Origin of the sequence: Mycobacterium riyadhense (assembly GCF_963853645.1) — a bacterium.
GTDB classification, from domain to species: Bacteria; Actinomycetota; Actinomycetes; order Mycobacteriales; family Mycobacteriaceae; genus Mycobacterium; species Mycobacterium riyadhense.
The window spans coordinates 2269300-2286068 of the sequence record NZ_OY970456.1 but is presented as its reverse complement, the minus strand read 5'-3'; the positions used below and the strand labels follow the sequence as shown (position 1 = coordinate 2286068).

Annotated in this window: 16 protein-coding genes and 2 pseudogenes; 10 read left to right on the top strand and 8 right to left on the bottom strand. The window is 65.6% G+C overall.

All coding sequences use genetic code 11. The features are described 5' to 3' along the window. Positions 1-80: 80 nt before the first annotated feature. Positions 81-548: pseudogene (locus tag AADZ78_RS10480) on the bottom strand (putative zinc-binding metallopeptidase); the annotation flags it as partial. A gap of 80 nt (positions 549-628) precedes the next feature. Between AADZ78_RS10480 and AADZ78_RS10475 the strand changes: the two are divergent. Beyond that, positions 629-1255, top strand: a complete 627-nt coding sequence (locus AADZ78_RS10475) for a hypothetical protein (protein ID WP_139828506.1) — start codon at positions 629-631, stop codon at positions 1253-1255. Between the two features lie 105 nt (positions 1256-1360). After that, the gene (locus tag AADZ78_RS10470; RefSeq protein WP_085248982.1) at positions 1361-1852 is read left to right on the top strand and encodes a hypothetical protein; all 492 of its coding nucleotides are present in this window, start codon (positions 1361-1363) and stop codon (positions 1850-1852) included. On the opposite strand, the gene AADZ78_RS10465 is transcribed toward AADZ78_RS10470, so the two are convergent. Next, positions 1800-2855, bottom strand: a complete 1056-nt coding sequence (locus AADZ78_RS10465; RefSeq protein WP_085248981.1) for a zinc-binding metallopeptidase family protein — start codon at positions 2853-2855, stop codon at positions 1800-1802. The genes AADZ78_RS10470 and AADZ78_RS10465 overlap by 53 nt on opposite strands. Beyond that, a complete protein-coding gene (locus AADZ78_RS10460) occupies positions 2848-3795 on the bottom strand; it encodes a transglutaminase family protein (protein ID WP_085248980.1) in 948 nt (315 codons plus the stop codon). Before AADZ78_RS10460 ends, AADZ78_RS10465 begins: the two co-directional genes overlap by 8 nt. 96 nt (positions 3796-3891) lie before the next feature. On the opposite strand from AADZ78_RS10460, the gene AADZ78_RS10455 reads away from it, so the two are divergent. Beyond that, the gene (locus tag AADZ78_RS10455; protein WP_085248988.1) at positions 3892-4281 is read left to right on the top strand and encodes an MmcQ/YjbR family DNA-binding protein; all 390 of its coding nucleotides are present in this window, start codon (positions 3892-3894) and stop codon (positions 4279-4281) included. 53 nt (positions 4282-4334) lie between these two features. On the opposite strand, the gene AADZ78_RS10450 is transcribed toward AADZ78_RS10455, so the two are convergent. The 4 genes and pseudogenes from AADZ78_RS10450 to aspS form a co-directional block, all read right to left on the bottom strand. Next, positions 4335-5393: an FUSC family protein gene (locus tag AADZ78_RS10450; RefSeq protein ID WP_085248979.1), complete on the bottom strand. Its 1059-nt coding sequence runs from the start codon at positions 5391-5393 to the stop codon at positions 4335-4337. A 41-nt stretch (positions 5394-5434) separates the two neighbouring features. Further along, a pseudogene (locus tag AADZ78_RS10445) lies at positions 5435-6677 on the bottom strand (PE family protein); the annotation flags it as partial. A 157-nt stretch (positions 6678-6834) separates the two neighbouring features. After that, the gene (locus AADZ78_RS10440) at positions 6835-7251 is read right to left on the bottom strand and encodes a nitroreductase family deazaflavin-dependent oxidoreductase (protein ID WP_085248978.1); all 417 of its coding nucleotides are present in this window, start codon (positions 7249-7251) and stop codon (positions 6835-6837) included. Next, the gene (gene aspS / locus AADZ78_RS10435; protein WP_139828504.1) at positions 7248-9029 is read right to left on the bottom strand and encodes an aspartate--tRNA ligase; all 1782 of its coding nucleotides are present in this window, start codon (positions 9027-9029) and stop codon (positions 7248-7250) included. The genes AADZ78_RS10440 and aspS overlap by 4 nt, the downstream gene beginning before the upstream one ends. Before the next feature lie 83 nt (positions 9030-9112). Between aspS and AADZ78_RS10430 the strand changes: the two genes are divergently transcribed. From AADZ78_RS10430 to AADZ78_RS10410, 5 genes are all read left to right on the top strand, one after another. Further along, complete coding sequence (locus tag AADZ78_RS10430) at positions 9113-9982, top strand: oxidoreductase (RefSeq protein WP_085248977.1); 870 nt, start codon at positions 9113-9115, stop codon at positions 9980-9982. An 11-nt stretch (positions 9983-9993) separates the two neighbouring features. Continuing rightward, positions 9994-10497 (top strand): SRPBCC family protein, encoded by a 504-nt coding sequence (locus tag AADZ78_RS10425; protein WP_085248976.1) that lies wholly within the window; start codon positions 9994-9996, stop codon positions 10495-10497. Positions 10498-10539: 42 nt separating this feature from the next. Further along, positions 10540-11421, top strand: coding sequence for a KPN_02809 family neutral zinc metallopeptidase (ypfJ, locus tag AADZ78_RS10420; protein ID WP_085248975.1), 882 nt, complete (start codon positions 10540-10542; stop codon positions 11419-11421). A gap of 23 nt (positions 11422-11444) precedes the next feature. Continuing rightward, positions 11445-12674 carry a cytochrome P450 family protein gene (locus AADZ78_RS10415; RefSeq protein WP_085248974.1) on the top strand — a complete coding sequence of 410 codons (1230 nt, stop codon included), beginning with the start codon at positions 11445-11447 and terminating at the stop codon, positions 12672-12674. A gap of 337 nt (positions 12675-13011) precedes the next feature. After that, entirely contained in the window at positions 13012-13710 is a 699-nt protein-coding gene (locus AADZ78_RS10410) for a class I SAM-dependent methyltransferase (RefSeq protein WP_341343636.1), read from the top strand. Between the two features lie 26 nt (positions 13711-13736). On the opposite strand, the gene AADZ78_RS10405 is transcribed toward AADZ78_RS10410, so the two are convergent. Further along, positions 13737-14168, bottom strand: coding sequence for a hypothetical protein (locus AADZ78_RS10405; RefSeq protein ID WP_085248973.1), 432 nt, complete (start codon positions 14166-14168; stop codon positions 13737-13739). A 63-nt stretch (positions 14169-14231) separates the two neighbouring features. Between AADZ78_RS10405 and AADZ78_RS10400 the strand changes: the two genes are divergently transcribed. Next, positions 14232-15077: a patatin-like phospholipase family protein gene (locus AADZ78_RS10400; RefSeq protein ID WP_085248972.1), complete on the top strand. Its 846-nt coding sequence runs from the start codon at positions 14232-14234 to the stop codon at positions 15075-15077. Between the two features lie 43 nt (positions 15078-15120). After that, positions 15121-16695 carry a purple acid phosphatase family protein gene (locus AADZ78_RS10395; protein WP_239655204.1) on the top strand — a complete coding sequence of 525 codons (1575 nt, stop codon included), beginning with the start codon at positions 15121-15123 and terminating at the stop codon, positions 16693-16695. The last annotated feature ends 74 nt before the right edge of the window (positions 16696-16769 follow it).

Here is a 16769-nt window from a genome sequence, read left to right as displayed (position 1 = left end):
ATGAACTCTTGCGCCGTGCGCAATGGCTGTGCGTCAAATCCGCCGACGCTGCGCCCACGTCCGGGCCGTGCCAACCGCAGCTACGTGCCGACCACCGCGGGCAGCACGAACGGGTACAGGTCGTCGTGGCCCATCGAACGGTTGACCATGTTCAGCGACCACGACAACGCCAGCCACATCTCGACGATGGTGGGAAAAGCGCTGGGGCCCAACGCCGGCCGATCGAACATTGCCGACGCCGGCGCGAAACCGCACCACGCGCAGGTGTCCAGGGTGTCGCGGATGTACAGATAAGCGCCGCCTGATAGTCGGCGTCGGGATCGCCGAACAGCTCGGTGAAACGCTCCAGATAGTCGGGTGACGGGCCGATCAGCCGACAGAACTAGTAATGCCCGATCTCATGACGGAAATGACCCAGCAGGGTCCGGTACGGCTCGTCCATCTCGACCCGCAGCTGCTCGCGGTGGACATCGTCACCCTCCCGCCAAATCCAATGTGACAACTCCGTTTTCGTGTCCGGTCAACACCTCCTCGTGCGTACTGGACAACGTCGACAACCACACTTTTCAAAGAGGCGCCGAACCCAGCACCCGATCCGCCGCCGGGCGGCTGGAGCAGCGATCCACTGATGCGGGCCGCCCAGAAAATCGCCTACGGGCACGCCAGCGGGCCAGGCGGACACATGGCCGACTTCCCCGGGATGACCAAAGACCAACTGGCCGAACGCATTTACACCATGTTACGCGACAGCATCAACAACCCCAAGGACTTGACCCTGGGCAACAGCGTGTCCGACGGCGCGCCCGTCATCTACGACCCGAAAACCAACATCGTCGTGATCCGCGACGCTACGGGAGCAGCCAGGGGCTCCGATGCGGGGACGGTATTCAAACCTGGGCCCGGCATCGACTACATCTTGGGCAACCCAAATACAGGCTGGAAGCCCAAGATCGCCGAACGCATCGATGCATTCCCACCCAGCCGGCTTGAAGACATACCGCGACCTGCCGGTCCGAGGCCAGCCGTCGAACCCGGGCCAGCCAAACGTCCCCGCCGTGCGCCGGTCGAGGCGGCCCCGCCGGCTAGACCGGCACCCGGCATCGCAGACGGTGGTGCGGGACTTCCGAGGCTGCCCTTAGGTATCGGGACTCCCTGGGATTCGCCCGCGACGGGGCCTCACCCCGTCTACCCGCCACACCACCATCATCGGCTGCCGGTATTGGGCGAGATTCCAGACGAAATCGAAGATCCATAGCTGCGACGATACGAAGCGAATTGGGACGGCGGCGGCCTTCACGGCAAGGGATTTCCACTACTTTAGGCAACGGTGTCGATACGCTTCGCAAGCTAGGCTGAGCCAATGACCCAGCCAGAGCTCATCTCCATCGACCTGACCGACGACGAGCGCGATTTCATGCTAGGCGTGCTCAGCGAGTTTGGGGGTCCGGCCAGTTATACACCTTTCCCGATCAAGATCCTGGGGATATCGACCGCCGACGAATTCGACGAGCTGCTGATCCGGCTCCGAAAAGCGATCTGGCACAGCGAACCGCTATCCGCCTTGGACTGGGCGCGCGCACAGCTGCTCACCGAAACATGCTGGGCAAGCGATCTAATCGGCTCGGGGCTGGACTTCGGAACCAGCTACCGAGACGAGCAAGCAGCCCCTCTGCTGCGTTCAATCCAGCGGAAGCTGCGCCGCTACCCTCTGGCATCGGCATTGTTTCCCGATAACGGCGGCCGCCGTACCTACGCCGAACCCAAGCATCCGCACGGCTCCACCCAGACCAGCCTCGTCGCTAGCCGTTTACCGCCGCGGGCCCTTTCGAATCCGAGGTCACCTCGTCGATAACGGTGTGGATGAACTGCATCTTCTCCAACACCGCCGCGGGCAGCACGAAGGGGTACAGGTCGTCGTGGCCCATCGAGCGGTTGACCATGTTCAGCGACCATGACAACGGCAGCCACATCTCGACGATGGCGGGAAAAGCGCTGGGGCCCAACGCCGGCCGATCGAACGTTGCCGACGCCGGCGCGAAACCGCACCAGGCGCAGGTGTCCAGGGTGTCGCGGATGTGCAGGTAATGCGCGAATGTCTCGGCCCAGTCCTCGCTGGCGTGCATGGTCGCATACGACGACACGAAAGACTCCGGCCAACCATCTGGTGGGCCGTCGCTGTAGTGGCGGTCCAGCGCCGCCTGATAGTCGGCGTCGGGATCGCCGAACAGCTCGGTGAAGCGCTGCAGGTAATCGGGTGACGGGCTGATCAGCCGATAAAAATAGTAATGCCCGACCTCATGCCGGAAATGCCCCAGCAGGGTCCGGTACGGCTCGTCCATCTCGACCCGCAGCTGCTCGCGGTGGACGTCGTCACCCTCCGCCAAATCCAGTGTGACGACCCCGTTTTCGTGCCCGGTCAACACCTCCTCGTGCGCACTGGACAACAGCCGGAAGGCCAATCCGTAGTCGGGGTCCGCGTCGCGTCCGACGATCGGCAGCTTCAGCTCGTGCAGCTCGGCGATCAGCCGGCGCTTGGCCGCCTCGGCCCGGGCGAACTCGGCCAGGCCAACCGCGTCGGCGTCGTTGGGGCGTTCGGTAGTCAGCTCGCACGACACGCAGAGCCCGCCGGGGTGATCGACTGGTACCAGCCAATTGCATTCGGCGAGATGAAGATTGGCGCACAATTGGTAGTCTCCGGCGGGCACGGCGCCGGCGTGCTCGACTTCGTCGTCCGTGGTGATCACCAGCAGCGCCATCTGCTCGAGCGAAAACCCCAGTGAGCTCCCGCACGACAGGCACGCGGAGTTCTCAAACGTCAGGCGCTGGCCACAGTTGGGACAGTGGAAGTCACGCATCCAGCACATCACCTTCGAAGGGCACGACGTCGACGGCGACGTCGATCACGCTGTGCTCGGAGTTGGTGTAGATGATGCCGCGCAGCGGCGGCACATCGGCGTAATCCCGGCCGCGCCCGACGGCGATGTACCGCTGGTCGACCATCTGGTCGTTGGTCGGGTCCAGCCCCAACCATTCAAACTGGCCGGGTCGTTGGGGAGTCCACACCGCCGCCCAGGCATGGGTGGCGTCGACGCCGATCATCCGATCCTTTCCGGGAGGCGGGTCGGTAGCCAGATACCCGGACACGTAGCTGGCTGCCAGACCGTTGGCCCGCAGGCAGGCGATCGCCAGCCTCGCGAAGTCTTGGCATACCCCTTCCCGAGCCGCCAGAACCTCATTGACACCGGTGGAAACGGTTGTCGACCCGGAACGGTAGGTGAAATCACGGAAGATCCGCGAGGCGAGATCGCGCAACACCTCGACCAATGGGCGTTCGGGCACGAAGCTAGGCGCCGCGTACTCGCGCACTTCGTCGGTGATCTCCGGCGGATTCAAGTCCAGGGTGAAATCGACCGCGAGTGCGCCCTGCAGTCCGGTCGGACGGGCGGCCTCCCACGGTTCCAGCGCCGGCCCGCTGGTGTACAGCCCAGGTGCTGGCGGGGCCACGTCGACGATGGAATCGCTGGTGATCGTCAAGGTGCTGTGCGGTTCGGTGACATGGAAATAGGAACTGATGTTGCCGTAGCCGTCGCGGCTGGTGGAGCTGTCGGCCGGGGCCGGATCGATGGTCAGCCGGTGCGCGACGCAGCGCTGCCGCAGCGAATCCCGCGGGGTGAGAAACCCGCGGCCGTACGAGCTGGTTACGACGTCGGAGTAGCGGTATTCGGTGCGGTGGGTGACTCGGAAGCGGTGCCGATCTGAAAGGTCAGTCGAGGCTTCATGCGGAGCTTCAGGCAAGAAATACCTCCTGACACGTCGACGCCGACCGATCGTCCACCCTGTTAATCCACGAGAGTGGCACCAAGCGCACCCTATCCGGCGCACAATCGAGACGTGGCCACCTGGGACGACGTCGACCGCATCGTCGGTGAGTTGCCGCTGACCTCCGAGCAGTCACCGCATGACTGGCGGGTCGGCAAGAAGCTGATGGCATGGGAACGCCCGCTGCGTAAGTCGGATCGGGAAGCGATGGAAAGGGCCGGCGTGGAACCGCCGTCCGGCGACATCCTCGGGGTACGGGTATCGGATGAGGGCGTCAAGTTCGCGCTGATCGCCGACGAGCCGGCGGTCTATTTCACCACCCCACATTTCGACGGCTATCCGGCCGTGCTGGTCAGACTCGCCGAGATCGACGTCATCCAGCTCCAGGAGCTGATCACCGAGGCATGGCTGGTCCAGGCGCCGAAAAAGCTGGTCCAGGAGTTTCTCGCCAATTCATCGTGAGCGGTTTGGCGAGCAGACGCTAAAGCCCCTCAAAACGGCAGTTTTGGGGGGCTTTAGCGTCTGCTCGCGCTTCCCCGCGGCGCTTTGCGGGCGGGAAGCTCGATCACCCGCTGCAGATCGTCGGCGCAGGCGTAAACGATGTCGGCGAGAACCACCTCGGTCCTGTCATCGGCCCGCGACTGAAGCTCCACAGCCAGGCCGCGGGCGGCGGCGGCGCGTGCTGCCGCCGCCACTGCGTCCTTGTCGGCAAGGGCGATTCCGGCCGCGAGTTCGCCAAGCGCGTCCCGCACGGGCTGCGGAACTTCCTTGTCGAGAGGCCGCGTGACAGCGCGAGCCAGCTGCAACACGCAACTGACCAGCATGCCCAATCGCGCTGACTGTTGATCAACGTCGCGAATTATGTTGCGCGCCATCCACCGGCGCGGCGCCCGTCGCACGACCAGATGAGCCGTCTGCCGGGCCTCGATCAGCGCGCCCAGCTGGTTATGCACTCGATCAAAGGCCGAAAGTGGCCAGTCGGGGGCGGCGCAGCCGGGATCCTTGACCATCTTCGACACCTCGATGAGGGTGTCGTGCAGACCCGCTAATACGACGGCGCGCGCATCGCAGAGCATCGCCATCGGGTCGGCCGGAAAAAGCAGCATGGCGAACACCAGCGCCAGACCACCGCCGATCAGCGCATCGAAGAGGCGCTCGCCGACCACTCCACCGGTGGGGGCGAACACCAGGACGAGAACCGAAGAAACAGCGGTCTGATTGACGAACATCAGCCCCTGAGCGATGAAGCCGCGCCCGATCAGCACCGCGACGCTCAGCGCGACGAAAACAGCCACTGCCATGGCGAGCGATGTCGACGCGAGGACGGCGTGAACACCCGCGCCCAAGACGATCCCGAGCGCCACCCCGATGATCATCTGCGCCGCGCGCCGGCTGCGCAGCACATTGGTCGCCGACATGCACACCACCGCGGAGATCGGGGCGAAGAACGGCTGCCGATGGTGAAGGACGTCGTGGGTGAGGTACCACGCGAGGCCCGCGGCGATCGATGTCTGGGTGATCGGCCACAACACGGCGCGCAACCGTTGGACAGCTGCAAACAGCAAAGCGCTCATCACGCTTGCTTACCGCATTCTCCGGGTCGGCGGCTGCCCTACCCGTGCGCGCCCGGCAGGCCCAGCAGCTTCCCTCCGGTACCGCCGGCGCCACCGATCGCTCCGCTGGCGCCGGGCCCGCCGTTACCGCCGTTGCCGATAAATTGGGCATTGCCACCGTGACCACCGGCGCCGCCAGCGGCGCCGATTGCGCCGAGTCCCCCGATCCCCCCCACGCCGCCGTTGCCGATCAGCGCCCCGGTACCGCCGGCGCCACCGGCGCCACCGGCACCGCCGAAGGCGAAACCGAGCCCACCCAGCCCACCGGTTCCGCCGACCCCGCCGTTACCGAATAGCCCGCCCGGGCCGCCGACACCACCAGTGCCACCGGCACCGCCGAAACCCATGCCTGGATCTAGCGCGGTCCCGCCGACGCCACCGGTACCGCCGACACCACCAGTGCCGAAGAACAACCCGCCGGCACCGCCCGCACCGCCGACACCGCCGACACCACCGGTGAAAAAGCTGGTCGCACCGGCCCCGCCAAGCCCGCCGGCACCGCCGGTGCCGAAGAACAGCCCACCAGAGCCGCCGACGCCGCCGGCACCACCGGCTACAGCCGCCGCGGTCCCGCCGGTTCCGCCGACACCCCCGGCGCTGAACAACAACCCGCCGGCACCGCCGGCACCGCCGATCCCGCCTGCTCCGGCCGGCCCGCCGGCACCGCCGGTGCCGAAGAACAGCCCACCAGAGCCGCCGGCGCCGCCGTTCCCGCTGAATGCGCCCTGCCCGCCGGCACCGCCGGTACCGATAAGCCCGGCGTCTCAGCCGCGGCCGCCGCCGACCCCGACGGCGGTGCTGGCACCACCGGCCTCGCCGTTACCGAACAACAGTCCTCCCGGTTGGCCCGGTTGGCCCACCCCGCCGACCGTGCCCCCGTTGGCGCCGTCGCCAATCAGCGGGCGCCCCAACAATAGCTGTGTGGGTGCATTCACCGCGTCTAGCAGCGGCTGCAGCGGCGACGCGGCGGCAGCCTCAGCGGCCGCATACGCTCCCGCCCCTCGGGCCAGGGCCTGCACAAACTGGTCATGAAACGCCGTCGCTCGGGCGCTCAGCGCCTGATAGCTCTGCGCATGCGCCGAACAACGCCGCAATGGCCACCGACACCTCGTCCGCACCAGCGGACACAATTCCCATCGTCGGAGCCGCCGCTGCCTGTGTAGCGGCGCTCAGCGATGAGCCGATGCTCGCCAAATCCGTTGCTGCTGCTGCCACCGATTCCGGGGTCGCGATCACAAACGACATCGGACACCTCCCGCCAGGTCGGCACGCCCCCCTGGCTCGACCAATGTCGCGAACCACCTGTGCGCAGCATTCTAACGCCGATTGCAGCCTCCGCCGAGCAGACGCAAAATCCCCCAAAACCAGGGGTTTCGGGGGATTTTGCGTCTGCTCGCGGTAACTAGGCGCGCTGCAGCTCAAACAACGGAATGACCCGGCTGGTCTTGGCCTGATACTCAGCGAAGCCGGGGGCCGCGGCGGTGACCCTCGGGAACAACTCGTCGCGTTCCTGCGGCGGCAACTCGCGGGCAACGACATCGAACGATTCCGTGCCGACCTCGATGTGCGCCCGCGGGTTGGCGCGCAGATTGTGCACCCAGGCCGGATTCACGTCAGCGCCGGCGAAGGATCCGATGATGATCAGCTTGCCGTCGATCCGGAAATACGCCAGGGGCGACACCCGGGATTGCCCGGACTTGGCTCCGATCGTGGTGAGCAGCAGCAGGTCGGCATTGGCGAACTGACCGCCTACCTTGCCGTCATTGGAGCGGAACTCATCGATGATGTTGTTGTTAAAGCCCTGCAGATCTGGATTCATGCCCCGTCAACCGATTTGGGCCTGGCGTCTATTCCGGACTCCTTGCGCTGCTGGACGGTGATCGGCGCGGGCGCATCGGTCAGCGGGTCGACGCCGCCGCCGGTCTTGGGGAATGCGATCACCTCGCGGATCGAGTCCATGCCGGTCAGCAGCGCGTTGATACGGTCCCAGCCGAACGCGATCCCGCCATGCGGCGGTGCACCAAACATGAAGGCCTCCAACAGGAATCCGAACTTCTCTTCGGCCTCGGCCTTGTCCAGACCCATCACCGCGAATACCCGCTCCTGGATATCGCGGCGGTGGATACGAATCGAGCCGCCACCGATCTCGTGGCCGTTGCAGACGATGTCGTAGGCGTCGGCCAACACGCTGCCGGGATCGGATTCGATGCGGTCCTCCCACTCCGGTTTCGGCGCGGTGAAGGCGTGGTGCACCGCCGTCCACGCACCGGAGCCGACGGCGACGTCGCCGGCGGCGGTCGCCTCGTCGGCCGGCTCGAACAGCGGCGGGTCGACCACCCAAACGAACGCCCACGCCGTGGGATCGATCAGGCCCAGCCGGTTGGCGATTTCGATGCGGGCCGCACCCAGCAGTGCCCGTGACGACTTCACCGGACCCGCCGAAAAGAAGATGCAATCCCCCGGCTGCGCCCCGACATGCGCGGCAAGGCCGTCGCGCTCACCATCGGACAGGTTCTTGGCCACCGGACCACCCAGCGTGCCGTCGTCACCGACCAGCACGTAGGCCAGCCCGCGGTGTCCGCGCTGTTTGGCCCACTCCTGCCAGCCGTCCAGCGTGCGGCGCGGCTGCGACGCCCCGCCGGGCATCACGACGGCACCGACATACGGCGCCTGGAAGACGCGAAATATGGTGTCTTTGAAGAACTTTGTGCACTCAACCAGCTCCAGTCCGAACCGCATGTCCGGCTTGTCCGAGCCGAACCGGCGCATCGCGTCGGCGTAGCTGATCCGCGGGATCGGCGTCGAAATCTGGTAGCCGATCAGCGCCCACAGCGCGGTCAGGATCTGTTCGGAGATCGCGATGATGTCTTCGGTGTCAACGAAGCTCAGCTCCATGTCGAGCTGGGTGAATTCGGGTTGGCGGTCAGCGCGGAAATCCTCGTCGCGGTAGCAGCGGGCGATCTGGTAGTAGCGCTCCATCCCGGCCACCATCAGCAGCTGTTTGAACAGCTGCGGACTCTGCGGCAGCGCGTAGAACGAACCCGGGTGCAGGCGGGCGGGGACAAGGAAGTCGCGCGCGCCTTCCGGCGTCGAGCGGGTGATCGTCGGCGTCTCGATCTCCACGAACTCGTGCCGGGCCAGCACGGCACGGGCGGCGGCATTGACCCTGGAACGCAGCCGAATTGCCGCTGCCGGGCCGTCGCGGCGCAGGTCGAGGTAGCGGTACTTCATCCGCAATTCCTCGCCCGCGGGCTCGTCAAGCTGAAATGGCAGCGGCGCACATTCACCGAGCACGGTCAGCGACGCGGCGTTGACCTCGATTTCGCCGGTGGCGATCTCCGGGTTGGCGTTGCCCTCGGGGCGAATTTCGATGACGCCGGCCACCGCGATACAGAACTCGGCGCGCAACCGGTGCGCTTGTGCCAGCACGTCGGGGTCGCGAAACACCACCTGCGAGACGCCCGAGGAGTCCCGCAGATCGATGAAGATCACCCCGCCGTGGTCTCGGCGGCGAGCAACCCAGCCCGCCAATGTCACCTGCTGCCCGGCGTCGCTTTCCCGTAGCGAACCGGCGGCGTGGCTGCGCAGCACAAACACTCCCCTTCACCCGGTTTGAATGACTGCCCAGTCTAGAGGGCCGGTTCTGCCCCGGTAGTTTTGGTTGCATCTCCTCCATAGCACTGGTCGGTCCCGGCGCCGTCGGCACGACGGTCGCCGCTTTCTTGCACGCCGCCGGCCACGAGGTGCTGCTCTGCGGCCACACCCCCCGTGACGGCCTCGAACTGCGCCCCGACGGCGCAGCACCGATCGTGGTTCCCGGCCCGGTGCATACCGATCCCAGCGACGTGTCCGGCCCGGTGGAGGTGCTGATACTTGCGGTCAAAGCCACCCACAACAACGCCACCCGGGGTTGGTTGGCCCGGCTGTGCGACGAGCACACCGTGGTAGCGGTCCTGCAAAACGGTGTCGAACAGGTCGAGCAGGTCCAGCCGCACTGCCCGTCCTCGGCGATCGTCCCCGCCAGCGTCTGGTTTTCGGCCGAGACCCAACCGGAAGGCTGGGTGCGATTGCGCGGTGAACCCGCAGTAATTCTGCCCACCGGGGCGGCCGCCGAGACAATCGCCGAGCTGCTACGCGGCGCAGGCTGCCAAGTGGACTGCGATCCCGACTTCACCACCGTGACCTGGCGCAAACTTGTGGTCAACGCGCTGGCCGGGTTGATGGTGCTGTCGGGGCGCCGGTCTGGAATGTTCCGACGCGACGACATCGCGGAATTGTCCCGACGCTATCTCGCCGAGTGCTTGACGGTCGCGCGCGCCGAGGGAGCGCGGCTCGACGACGACGTAATCGACGAACTGGTCCAGCTTTTCCGGTCGGCGCCCGAAGATATGACCACCTCGATGCTGTCGGACCGAGAAAACCAGCGTCGGCTGGAATGGGATCTTCGCAACGGCGTGATCATCCGTAAGGCCCGCACCCATGGCCTGGGCACCCCGATCGGCGATGTGTTGGTCCCGCTGTTGGCGGCGGCCAGCGACGGGCCTGGCTAATGTCTACAGTCATGCACCCCTGCGAACGCGTCGACCTGAGCTTCATCGAAACCGCGCCTCACCTCTTCCGCAATAGCGTCGACCTCGCGATCACGCCCGAGCAATTGTTCGAGGTGCTTGCCGACGCCGATGCCTGGCCGCGCTGGGCGAAGGTGATCACCAAGGTGACCTGGACCAGTCCCGAGCCATACCGGGTCGGTACCACGCGCACCGTCGAGATGCGTGGAGGTATCGTCGGCGACGAAGAGTTCCTGGCATGGGAACCGTTCACCCACATGGCTTTTCGGTTCAACGCATGCTCGACACGAGCCGTCGCCGCGTTCGCCGAAGACTACCGAGTCGAGGTCATCCCGGGTGGCTGCCGGCTGACCTGGACCATGGCGCAGCAGCCCGCCGGCCCGGCGCGGCTGGCGATGCGGGTATTCGCGCCGCTGCTGAACGTGGCGCTGCGCCGGTTCCTCACGAATCTGCGCCGCTACACCGACGCCCGGTTCGCCGCAACGCAGCAGCGATAGGCTGGTGCCAGCCCGTACCAGGCCCGATTTGGGAGCGATGCGATGACCTTCAACGAGGGTATGCAAATCGACACCAGCACCGCGTCGTCGTCGGGCGGCGGCGGCCGGCGCATCGCCATCGGCGGTGGGCTCGGCGGGCTCTTGGTGGTGGTGGTCGCGATGTTTCTCGGGGTCGATCCGGGGGGCATTATTAGTCAGGCGCCGGTCGACACCCGCGACGATGTGGCACCGGGCTTCGACCTGAACCAGTGCAAGACCGGGGCCGACGCCAACAAGTACGTCCAGTGCCGGGTGGTAGCCACCGGAAACTCCGTGGATGCGGTGTGGAAGCAACTAATGCCCAACCGTTACACACGGCCGCACATGCGGCTGTTCAGCGGCCAGGTGAGCACCGGATGCGGACCGGCCAGCAGCGAGGTCGGGCCGTTCTACTGCCCAGTGGACAAGACCGCATACTTCGACACCGACTTCTTCCACGTGCTGGTCACCCAATTCGGTTCCAGCGGTGGACCATTCGCAGAAGAGTATGTGGTGGCTCATGAATACGGCCACCACGTGCAGGACCTGATGGGGGTACTCGGCCGCGCCCAGCAGGGTGCGCAGGGGGCCGGCGGCAACGGCGTGCGCACCGAATTGCAGGCCGACTGCTACGCGGGGGTCTGGGCACACTACGCGTCGACGGTCAAGCAGGAAAGCACCGGAGTTCCCTACTTGGAACCGTTGAGCGACAAGGATATTCAAGACGCCCTCTCGGCCGCGGCGTCAGTGGGCGATGATCGCATCCAGCAGCAGGTGACCGGGCGCATCAACCCCGAATCCTGGACGCACGGTTCGGCCGCGCAGCGACAGAAGTGGTTCACCGTTGGGTATCAGACCGGCGACCCGAACAAGTGCAACACCTTCACCACAACCGACCTGGGGTAGGCGGGTTGCACATCGACCACCCGATGACGGTCGGGACTGAGGAGTTCAACGCCGACCAGCACCGCTACTACGACTGGATGCGTCGAAACGCACCGGTCTACCGGGGACGGCTGGCACTGAGGCCACCCGACCAGGACGTCTATTTCGTCTCGCGCTACCAGGACTGCCTAAACCTGGTCACCGATCCGCGGATCTGCCGCGTCGCGGAAGACGGGGCGCACGGCGAGACCTCGGTGCTGCCGAAGGCGATTCGCACGCTCACCACCGGCACGATGGTCTATCAGGACGACCCGGCGCACATGCGGCTACGCAGGCTGGTCAGCCGGCAGTTCACCCCGCGCGCGATCGCCCGCCTGGCCGATCGAGTCGAGACGATCACCCGCGGAGTGCTCGACCGGCTGAAACCGGGTCAACGCATTGATCTGCAACAGGCCTATGCACGGCCCATCCCGACCGCGGTGATCAGCGAGATGGTCGGCATACCCGAGCGGGACCGGTCCACCTTCTACCACTACATCGACTTGCTCTTCGAGGTGATGTTGGGCCACCAGGGAGACCTCGAGGGCACCGCGAAGCAGATGGACGGCTTCGTCGACTATCTACGAAACCTGATCGAACAACGCCGAGCCGACCCCGCCCCGGCAACCGGTGTCGACATCATCAGCGGCTTGATCCACGCCGGCGTGGACGGCCTGTCCCATGACGAGCGCCTGTCCGACGACGACGTCATTGCAATGGTGTTTCTGCTGATCACCGGCGACTACCAGACCACCCCGAACTTGATCACCAATGGCGTTGCGACCCTGCTCACCTACCCCGAGCAACTCGGCCTGTTGCGGCAACGGCCCGAACTGATCGAAGGCGCCGTCGAGGAAATCCTGCGCTACTCCGGCACCGTCGGAAGCACCGAGGCGACCACGTTCGCCGCCGAGGACATCACCTTGCACGGCGTCACCATCCCGCGCGGGGCGATGGTGACGCCGCTATTGACGTCGGCCAACCGCGACCCGGCCGTGTTCGAGAACCCCAACCGCTTCGACATCACCCGCAGCCCGAACAACCACCTCGCCTTCAGCAGGGGCAGTCACTTCTGCCTGGGCTCGCATCTCGCGCGGTTGGAAACGCGGATCGCGATCGGCAACCTGATCGCCCGCTTCCCCAATCTCAAACTCGCTGTCGCACCCAACGAACTGCGTCTAGCACCACTCCCCCTGCTCAACCGCTACGACGCAGTCCCCGTGGTACTGGGGTGAAGCCGGCGGCCGCTGACCGACGCGCGCGACCGGGGGGACATCCGTGTCCCCCGATCGGAGGACGCGAATGCCGTCCGCTCGGGGGATACCCGTCGCTGCGAAACATAACGATCATTTGATTGATTCACATGAACGATGTGGAACAAAGAGTTGAGGAGGCGGGACATGGCCCACGAGGTGTTGTTCAACGCAGAGGAAACGACGTACTCGTTGATCTCGTTCATCGTCGACGACCTCGCCGATTGAGAACGAATCACCCGGGTCGGCCTCGCCGGCCTGGGTGATTCGCGCGGCCACGGGAGTTCTCCCCAAGCCGCATTGACGGCAGGTGGATGGCATGATGCCCACCAAGATGGACGAGCACCCGGTGCGCCCGGCAGCCAGCCCGGTAGCCAGTGATGGCAGCCTGATCGAGATCTATCGTCGGGCGCCGGTAACGGCCGAGGTCGAAACCATCGCCGCGCAGCTCGAGCCGAGCAGCACCGTGTTGGACCTGGGAGCCGGCGCCGGACGGATCGCCGACCCGCTCGCCGAACTCGGGCACCGACTTACCGCGGTAGACGACTCAGCCGACATGCTCGCCCATGTTCAGTACGCCCGCACCATCCAATCCCGCATCGAGGAGTTGCGGCTGGCCGAGAAATTTGACGCCGTCCTGCTCTGCAGCAGCCTGCTCAACTATCCGGGTACGCAAGTGCGCCGCGACATGTTGGCCACTGTCGCACACCATCTCAAGCCGACCGGCAAAGCCATCATCCAGTGGAGGTCGCCGCATTGGTTCACGCTGTGGCCGCCGGGCACTTACCACCGAACCGTAGGCACGATGCGGCAGACCATGACCATCGTCACCAACGAGGACGGGTTTGTCGCCGGCGAATTCACAATGGAGGACGACGAAGGCAAGCTGACCCAACAGTTTCAAGCGCATCGGGTCAGCGGCGACGAACTCAAATCCCTCCTCGAACAGGTCGGCATGCGTCTGGACAGCGACGATCCGGAATCGAAGGAATGGCTCGAAGCATCACTGGCGCACTGACCGGCACGCAGCAGGTCATCACCGGCTTACCAGGGCCGCGTCGCGCAGGTCACGCCGGTGGTCGCGTTTTGGGTCACCACCACCTGGCCGTCCACCGCGATCTCGCAGTGCAGTTCGGCGATGGCCCCGGAGCTACAGTCGGGCCACTTGCACCCACCGCTGGCGGCGACGAACGCCCACTGGTTCGGGTTAGCCAGGGTGGCGGTGTAGACCAATGGCTGGTCCGGGGTAAACGCCGTCTGCACGGTGCTCAGGTACTGCGACGAGTTGGCGTTGAAGGCCGCCTGGCTGGGCGGGTCGCTGTTCATATACCGGACGTTGCCGGTGAGGTTGCCGGTGCTGGTGATCGTGTAGGTCACCTGATGCCCGGCCGGGTCCGCGTGTGAGGTCGCGGGCGTGAGCACGAGGGTTGCTGCAACAGCCGCGACTGCGCTTGCCACTTTTCGCACGTTCGTCATGTCGAAGACGCTACCGGATTTGTTACCCGCGGAATTTGACGCAAAAGTCTTTACGATGCGCGTGTGACCACTGCATTCGTGTTGTCCGGCGGGGCCAGCCTCGGTGCGATTCACGTTGGGATGCTGCTCGCCCTGGCCGATGAAGGGATAACGCCGGACCTCATCGTCGGCACGTCCGTTGGTGCGGTCAACGGCGGCTGGATCGCGTCACGGCCCGATGCCGCGGGAATTCGCGGGCTCGCCGACCTGTGGGTGTCGTTGTCGCGTAAGGACATCTTCCCCACCCACCCGATCGCCGGGGCGTTGGGGATGTTGGGTCGCCGGTCGCACCTGGTGCCCAACAGCGGATTGCGCCGGGTGCTGGTGGACAACCTTCAGTTCACCCGGCTCGAGGACGCACCCATCCCGCTGCATGTGGTGGCCACCGACGTGGTATCGGGCACCGACGTCTTGCTGTCGTCAGGAAACGCGGTCGACGCGATCGCGGCCAGCGCGGCCATCCCCGGCGTATTTCCGCCGGTGACCATCGACGGGCGCGATTTCATGGACGGCGGCGTGGTTAACAACACCCCGGTGTCGCACGCCGTCACGCTCGGCGCCGACCGAGTCTGGGTATTGCCGACCGGTTACTCGTGCGACCTACCCGCGTCCCCAAAGACGGCAATGAACATGGCGTTGCATGCCATGACCATCGCCGTCAATCATCGCCTCGCCGTCGACGTCGCCCGCTTCGAGCAAGCCGTCGACCTGCGCGTTATTCGGCCGCTGTGTCCGGTCGCCATCTCCGGAGTGGACTTCTCGCACGCGGCATCGTTGATCGAGCGCTCGCATGCGGCGACCAGCTCGTGGTTGGCCGCCAACCCTCCGGCGGTGGACCAGGCCGCCTTGCTGGAGCCGCATCGCCATTAGGGGCGTTTACCGGCGAGTAATCCGGTGCAGGTATGAAGCATTCGTGACCGACGACAGCCACGGCATCAGCCGACGCAGATTGCTGACGACGGGTGCCGCCTCCGCGGTTCTCGGCGGAGTCGGAGTGGGCGGGGCTTCGTTGTTGTGGTCGCGGCCACGCGGACCCTTGGTCTGGTACCAGCCCGATCGAAGTGGCGCGCCGCCGGTGGGCGGTCTGCATCTGCAATTCGGCCGTAACGCAAGCACCGAGGTCGTGGTGTCATGGCATACCATAGAAGCCGTCCGCAATCCGCGCGTGATGCTGGGTGCGCCGACGTCGGGCTTTGGCCGGAGCGTCGCAGCCGAAACCCGAACATACCGGGATGCGAAGTCCAACACCGAGATTCGCGTTAACCATGCCCGCCTGACCAACCTGACCCCGGACACCGACTACGTATATGCCGCGGTTCACGACGGCACCAACCCGGAGCTGGGAACCGTACGGACCGCGCCGTCAGGTCGAAAAGCATTGCGATTTACCAGCTTTGGCGATCAAGGCACCCCGTCGCTAGGCAAGTTGGTGAACGGCACGTATGTCACCGACAGCAACGGGACACCCGCGGCCGGCGATACCACGGTCGCGATCGAACGGATGGCCCCGCTGTTCAACCTGGTCAACGGGGACCTGTGCTATGCCAACCTCGCGCAGGACCGGATACGCACCTGGTCGGACTGGTTCGACAACAACACCCGCTCGGCACGTTATCGGCCGTGGATGCCGGCGGCGGGCAATCACGAGAACGAATTGGGCAACGGGCCAATCGGTTACGGCGCCTACCAGACCTACTTCGCGGTACCTGATTCGGGATCGAGTCAGGAACTGCGCGGCCTTTGGTACTCATTTGCCGCCGGCTCGGTCCGCATAATCAGTCTGAACAACGACGACGTGTGCTACCAGGACGGTGGCAACTCCTACGTGCATGGGTACTCCGCAGGCGAGCAAAAGCGTTGGCTGCAAGCCGAACTCGCTGAAGCGCGGCGGGACCCGTCGGTCGACTGGGTGGTCGTCTGCATGCATCAAACGGCAATATCAACCGCCGAACGCGGCAGCTCCAACGGTGCCGATCTCGGGATCCGGCAGGAATGGCTGCCGCTGTTCGACCAGTACCGGGTCGATCTGGTGGTTTGCGGCCACGAACACCACTATGAACGATCACATCCATTGCGTGGCACGCTGGATACCGCAACCCGAACGCCGGTACCCGCCGACACCCGCACCGACCTTATCGACGCCACCCGGGGAACGGTCCACCTCGTGATCGGTGGTGGCGGGACAGCCAATCCCAGCAACGCCGTGCTGTTCGCCCAGCCTCGATGCCGCGTGATCACCGGAGTCGGCGATGTCGACCCCGCAACCGGACGCAGGCCGCCGATCCGTGTGGTCGAGGATGCACCGTGGTCGGCGTTCCGCGACCGCGATAATCCGTACGGCTTCGTGGTTTTCGACGTCGACCCGGGTCCGCCAGGCGGCAACACGTCGATCAAGGCTACGTATTATGCGGTGACTGGGCCGTTTGGCGGAGTGACGATGGTCGATCAGTTCACCCTGACCAAGCCGCGCGGCGGTGCGTCTGGTTAGGCCGCAAGAGGCTCGCTGACGGATCCTCGGCCCCGACAGGGGGACGACGGGGTTACTCCCATTGGTGGACAATG